The sequence below is a fragment of the Paracraurococcus lichenis genome (assembly GCF_030657435.1).
In the GTDB taxonomy this organism is placed as follows: domain Bacteria; phylum Pseudomonadota; class Alphaproteobacteria; order Acetobacterales; family Acetobacteraceae; genus Paracraurococcus; species Paracraurococcus lichenis.
Genome location: NZ_JAUTWS010000171.1, coordinates 1 through 5,939 on the forward strand (window position 1 = coordinate 1; position 5,939 = coordinate 5,939).

Consider the following 5,939-nt stretch of genomic DNA (forward strand, 5'->3'; position numbering starts at 1 on the left):
CCCTGAAGGGAGGAGGCTGCGCTCAAAGCAGCTCATACTGGCGACGTGTGCTGCCAGGAACGATCAGCGCTCAAGCCAGTCCTTCAACTTCGACCATCGCCTTCGGGTCTGCTGGCCGCGAACGGCGATGGACAGTGCCTTCCTCTGCCCGACCATCACCACCAGCCGCTTGCCCCGGGTCACCGCCGTGTAGATCAGGTTGCGCTGCAGCATCGGGTAGTGCTGGGTCGTGACCGGGATCACCACCGCCGGGTACTCCGATCCCTGGCTCTTATGCACCGTGGTGGCGTAGGCCAGGACGAGCTCGTCCAGCTCATCGAAGCCGTAGCCGATCTCCCGGCCGTCGAAGTCGACCACCAGCTCGCCTTCCTCCAGGTCGATCCGGCGAACGATGCCGAGGTCGCCGTTGTAGACCTCGCGCGGGTGGTCGTTGGCCACCTGCATGACCTTGTCGCCGGGGCAGAAGATCCAGCCGAAGCGCTCGACCCGCAGCTCGCCGGGTGGGTTCAGCGCCTGCTGCAGCTCGATGTTCAGCGACCGCGCCCCGAGCCCGCCCCGGTTCATCGGGCAGAGCACCTGCACGTCGCGGATCGGGTCCAGCCCGAAGCGGCGCGGGATGCGCTCGCGCACCACGGCCAGGAGCCGCTCCATCCCCGTCTCCGGGTCCGGCGCCTCGACCCAGTAGAAGTCAGAACCTTCCTGCGCCGAGAGGTCCGGCAGCTTGCCCCGGTTGATCAGGTGCGCGTTGGTGACAATCCGGCTGCCGGCCGCCTGGCGGAACACCTCGGTCAGGCGCACCACCGGCACGGCGCCGGAGGCGATCACGTCGGCCAGCACCTGCCCCGGCCCAACCGAGGGCAACTGGTCCACGTCGCCAACGAGCAGCAGGGCCGCGCTCTCGGGCAGGGCCTTCAGCAGCGCCCGCATGAGCGGGACGTCCACCATGCTGGTCTCGTCCACGACCAGCAGGTCGCACTCGAGCGGATGAGTGTCGTTGCGCTTGAAGCCGCCCTCCCTCGGGTCGGCCTCGAGCAGGCGATGGATGGTGGTGGCCTCGCGCCCGGTGCTCTCGGCCAGGCGCTTGGCCGCCCGGCCAGTCGGGGCACAGAGGGCAATCTCAGGCCCCTTGGCCGCCACGACCTTCAGGATCGAGTTGACCAGGGTGGTCTTGCCCACGCCAGGGCCGCCGGTGATGACCAGCGCCTTGGCGCCGAGTGCAAGGCGCATGGCGTCGCGCTGGCTCTCGGCCAGGGTCAGGCCGGTCTTCGCCTCCACCCAGGGGATGGCCTTCTCCGTCTCGATCGCCGGCCAAGGCGGCGCGCCCGAGGCGAGGCGGTGCAGCCGTTCGGCGATCTCCCGCTCGGCCCGGTACAGGCCAGTAAGGAAGACGCAGCGCTGGCCCTCCAGCATGTCCGCCACCACCTCGCCGGCCGCCAGTTCCAGGGCCAGGGCCTTCCCGACCAGCGCCTCCGGCACCTCCAGCAGTCCCTGCGCGAGCGCCACCAGCTCCGTCTCGGGCAGGCCGCAGTGGCCCTCCTCCATAGCCTCGGCGAGCGCGAAGGAGATGCCGGCCTGGACCCGGATCATGGCCGTGGGCTCGATGCCGAGCTTCGCCGCGATCTGGTCGGCGGTGCGGAAGCCGATGCCGCGAATGTCACGGGCAAGCCGGTAGGGGTTCTCGCTGACCACCTCGACCGCCTTCGGGCCGTAGGTCTTGTAGATCCGCACCGCCCGGGAGGTGCCGACCCCGTTCGAGTGCAGGAACAGCATGATCTCGCGGATCACCTTCTGCTCGGCCCAGCCGCCCACGATGCGGGCCGCGCGCTTGGGGCCGATGCCGGTGACCTCGCGCAGCCGGGCCGGCTCCTGCTCGATCAGGTCGAAGACTGCCCCGCCGAAGGCGGCGACCAGCTTCTTCGCGTAGACCGGGCCGATGCCGCGGATCATGCCGGAGCCGAGGTACTTCTCGATGCCCTCCAGCGTGGTGGGCGCGGTCGCCTTCAGGAAGGCGGCCTTGAACTGCAGGCCGTGGGTGCGGTCGTTGACCCAGGTCCCGGAGCCGCTGACGAACTCGCCGGCCGAGATCAGGGCGGCGTGGCCGACCACGGTGACCGGCTCGCGCTGGCCGCGCACCTTGACCCGCAGGACGCAGAAGCCGGTCTCGGCACTGTGGAAGGTGACGCGCTCGACCAGGCCCGCCAGGGCCTCGGTCGGGGGCGCCACCGCCTTGTTCGTTCCGTCCATGCCGGGCCGCTCGCTTCCTGGCGTCTCGGTCGCGCCCGCGCTCACTATAAATCCCGCACAGGCACGCACGCACCCCTCTTCGCCCACGCCGTTGCGCTCTGCCTCGGTATCGCGCGAAGCTGGAGCGCATGGAAAGCCGCGGACCTCCCAGGGCACCCGAATGCTCCCCGCGTGGGGACGGCGTGCTCCTACCGTATGGTGAGGCGCCAGACGGCCGCCTTGTGCGCGCGTCCGAGGTGTCCGCTGGCTTGGATTGCGGCTGCACCTGCCCAGCCTGCGGTGCTCCCCTGGTGGCGCGCCGGGGCGGGGTGCGGATCGCCCATTTCGCGCACGCCGCCGATCACGCCTGTGCTTCGACCCACGAGACCATGCTGCATAGGCTGGCCAAGCAGTTGATTGCGGAACGAGCCGCACTGACGTTGCCGGAGGTGACCGTCGAATACGGCGGCAAGCACCATCGTGTCCGGCCGGCCATGACGATCCACCCGGAAGGCGCGGCCCTGGAACCCGGGCTCGACGGGTTGCGTCCCGACATCCTCGTCACGATTGCCAAACGCCCGCTGCTCGTCGAGATCGCTGTGACCCACTTCTGCGGCCCCGAGAAGGTGGCGCTCATCCAGGCGCGACGTCTGGCCGCTGTCGAGATCAACCTTTCGCAGATCGCCCGCGACACCCCACCGGACACGCTCGAACACATTATCCTGCACACGGCGCCGCGACGCTGGCTCTGGAACCGCCTCGCCGACGCAGCCATGGTCGCAATGCGCGTCGAAGCGGCGCGACGGACCCACTCCCGAGACGAGGCGCTCGAGCGTGTCGGGTGTACGCTCGCAGAGGCGGCCGCAGCACCAACCGTAGAGCCGGGTGATCCCCGGCTGGCTTGGGCTGTCGAGGCCACGCGCGATGCCGGATTGAGCGGTGCGGTCGGGATCGCCGTGGCCGGGGATGGTTGCTTCGCCGTAGCCCGGGAGATCTGGCAGTCGCGCCTGGTCGGACGCCACGTCCTGGGCGGCATTCCTCTTGATGAACGCACCGTCGCAGCATCGCTTTACCCCGTCATGCGGGGCGGCTTCGCCGGACCCAGGCCGGGCGGTATCGCGTGGCGCGTCATCACCGGCCGCTTTCCGGCATTAAGGCCACCGCCCGACGTTGTGCTCGATTATGTGCGCTTACTCGGCCTCATGGGCCTACTCGTCCGCGACCCCGGCGGCTTGTGGCGACCCGGGCGGGCCGCGGTCGTGGCTCGCGACAGGGGACAAGCTGCAGCAGCCCGCCGGGTTGGACACTCGAAAGCGCTGGGCAGCCCACGTGGGGCAACGAGAGGTTGACCCGATGGGACGCTGGGTGACCGCGGTTGGTTCAGTACTGTGAGAACTTGGCCGCTGTCTTTTCCTCGGCTTTGCCGCGGTCGCTGATCCGCGGCCTCGTTTCCTTGAATGCGCTTGCCTTACGGCTCCAGTAGACAAACGCTGGCCTTGGTTTGGGTACCAGGACACAAGTGCCTGCCGTGTCCACCGGCAGCTCGGCGGCAGGAGCATTCGGGAGGAAACTGTGCGGTTCAAAGCAGATCGGCTAGGCCAAATGGTGCTTGCGCTCGGGCTCGTGGCTGGCACCTGGGTGCAGGCGCATGCTCAAGAGAGGAACAGTGGGCCGTTCAGGCACCAAGCCGCGTGTAGCAGCTACAAGCCAGCGGCCGTCGGCGGGCCTGTGCTGCCATCTCGGATACCCGGCCTCACGCTGCGATGGCTTGGGACTTCGAACTACGAAGTCGCCTACAAGGGCAAAGTTGTCCTGCTTGATACCTACTACGACCGCGGGCCCCGCAACCGGTCCATTGGTTTCACCCCGGACCAAGTGACGCGTGCGGACGCCATCCTGATCGGGCATGCGCACTTCGACCACATCTCCGACGCAGTCTCGATTGCCGGTCGTACCGGGGCGGTGGTGGCCGGTGCCGCGATCAGCGCTGACTATCTGCGCTCACAGGGCCTGCCCGAAGGCCAAATCCTTGCGGTGGGCAACGGCAGCCAGTTCCAGCTGAGTGATGACATCACGGTGGACGTCGCTCTGGCGAGGCACAGCACGCTCTCTGCCGACGTGCTGAAGGATGCGGGCCAGATCTACACCGATACCAGTGGGACGCCAACGGCCGAAGAGACGGCCGCGGAAGCTGCGATTCGAGCCCGGGGAAGCTCCGATCCAAATATCATCACGGAGGGGACACTCGCTTACGTCCTCACCTTCGACACGGGCTTCCGGCTGCTCTGGCTCGACAGTGCGGGTCACGTCACGCCGGGCGATGAGGCCCTCATCGCAAGACTCGGCCGCATCGACGCGGCCATCATCGCGTACCAGGGCAATCCGATTGCCGCCGTGCAGGTGCCGGTGACGAACGCGCTCGTGCAGCTGTTCAAGCCGACGATTTATCTTCCCGCCCATCACGACGAAATCGCGGGTGTGTTCTTTAATCTCGGTCTTGAACCGCTGTTCGAGGCGATCCATGCCGAGTTGCCGACAACCCGCACTCTGAACCCGCTGTACCGGGCGCCGATCTGCCTCGACCTCACTCGCCCTGATGGTGGGCTGTCCCTCAGTTATCCAGTCGGGCCCTGAATGAAGCGTTGCAAGGCGCAGCGGCCATGGTCGATCGGGCTGCTGCGCCTGCTGCCAATGCATGAAGCTGGCCCGCATGCTGCCATCGCACCTAGTGCCGCCTCATCACCATGGACCGCTGCGGACTTGCTCGATGGTCTCATCGTCGCGGCGCGGCAGGGCCGGCACGGCGCGGCGGTCCGGGTCGAGGAGCTTGGCGACGCGCATCATCCCTTCGATGGCGCGAGCCGCTGCGCTTCATTGCCAGTGCCAGCAGCTTTGGCGCGTGCAGCGAAACGCACGATCTCAAAGCTGGCGAACTGCGCATCGCCGGTGACACGAGGCCGCCGGACCGCGACGCCGTGAACGCCAATCTGCGCGGGTGCCTCCGCTGCGGTGTGCATATCAGTGAGGGTGCGGAGGCGCGCCGCGCCGCCCGCGAGCTGGTGCCGGCCTTCCTTCAGGACGCATTCCGCTCCCCGGCACCGCCGCGCTGATCAGCACGGCAGCCGGTTGAACGATCCGGGAGATGCCGGCTCAGTGCACGGCCCCGCTGAGCGCGGACCGGACCCGCTCTATACGCGCAGGCTCCCTGGCCGCAACCACCAGCACAGCCTTGGTATCATCGAGCGTCGCCGCGAGCGCGGCGGCGAAGCCAGGGCTGCCCATCTCGCGGCGCGCGAGACGATCCAGCACGGCGGCGACGTGCTCCCCGGCAGCCGTGCGCTCGACGGTGAAGACCCGCAGCACCCAGCCCTCGGCTTTCGGCACAGCCGCGAGCGCTGCACGCTTCAGTGCAGTCCGGATGTCCGCATCGGCGGCCAAGCGGTAGGTTCGGGCTGCGTCACGCACGCCGCTTCGATAGGAGCGGACACGGACGGAGCGGGACGGGTCGGCTTCGATCATCCGGCCAGAGTGCCATGCCGGGACATGCTTGGCGAACGGAGCGCTCGACCGCAGGGCATCACCGTCTCGGAGGGGCGCAATGTCGCGCTGACTGGGATGCTGGTCAGGGCGACACGGGAGGTGGCAAATGTCATTCGGGCGGCTGGCGGGCGCCGTCGCTGTGGACCCGGCATTACGCCCCCAATCGGCTGCGCAGG

General features: G+C 68.4%; 4 protein-coding genes. 2 read left to right on the top strand and 2 right to left on the bottom strand.

Annotated elements, in window-relative coordinates:
• Window positions 1-63 precede the first annotated feature (63 nt).
• A complete protein-coding gene (recD2, locus tag Q7A36_RS37905; RefSeq protein ID WP_305108976.1) occupies window positions 64-2,244 on the bottom strand; it encodes an SF1B family DNA helicase RecD2 in 2,181 nt (726 codons plus the stop codon).
• Between the two features lie 128 nt (window positions 2,245-2,372).
• On the opposite strand from recD2, the gene Q7A36_RS37910 reads away from it, so the two are divergent.
• Window positions 2,373-3,572, top strand: a complete 1,200-nt coding sequence (locus Q7A36_RS37910; RefSeq protein ID WP_305108977.1) for a competence protein CoiA family protein — start codon at window positions 2,373-2,375, stop codon at window positions 3,570-3,572.
• A 253-nt stretch (window positions 3,573-3,825) separates the two neighbouring features.
• Entirely contained in the window at window positions 3,826-4,857 is a 1,032-nt protein-coding gene (locus tag Q7A36_RS37915; RefSeq protein WP_305108978.1) for an MBL fold metallo-hydrolase, read from the top strand.
• Window positions 4,858-5,373: 516 nt separating this feature from the next.
• Here Q7A36_RS37915 and Q7A36_RS37920 read toward each other — a convergent pair.
• On the bottom strand, window positions 5,374-5,742 hold the full coding sequence (locus tag Q7A36_RS37920) for a hypothetical protein (protein WP_305108979.1): 369 nt from the start codon (window positions 5,740-5,742) through the stop codon (window positions 5,374-5,376).
• Window positions 5,743-5,939 lie beyond the last annotated feature (197 nt).

Bases quoted from the DNA above. Each gene is read 5' to 3' on its own strand.
- recD2 (WP_305108976.1), bottom strand. From the start codon at position 2,244: ATGGACGGAACGAACAAGGCGGTGGCGCCCCCGACCGAGGCCCTGGCG.
- Q7A36_RS37910 (WP_305108977.1), top strand. From the start codon at position 2,373: ATGGAAAGCCGCGGACCTCCCAGGGCACCCGAATGCTCCCCGCGTGGG.
- Q7A36_RS37915 (WP_305108978.1), top strand. From the start codon at position 3,826: ATGGTGCTTGCGCTCGGGCTCGTGGCTGGCACCTGGGTGCAGGCGCAT.
- Q7A36_RS37920 (WP_305108979.1), bottom strand. From the start codon at position 5,742: ATGATCGAAGCCGACCCGTCCCGCTCCGTCCGTGTCCGCTCCTATCGA.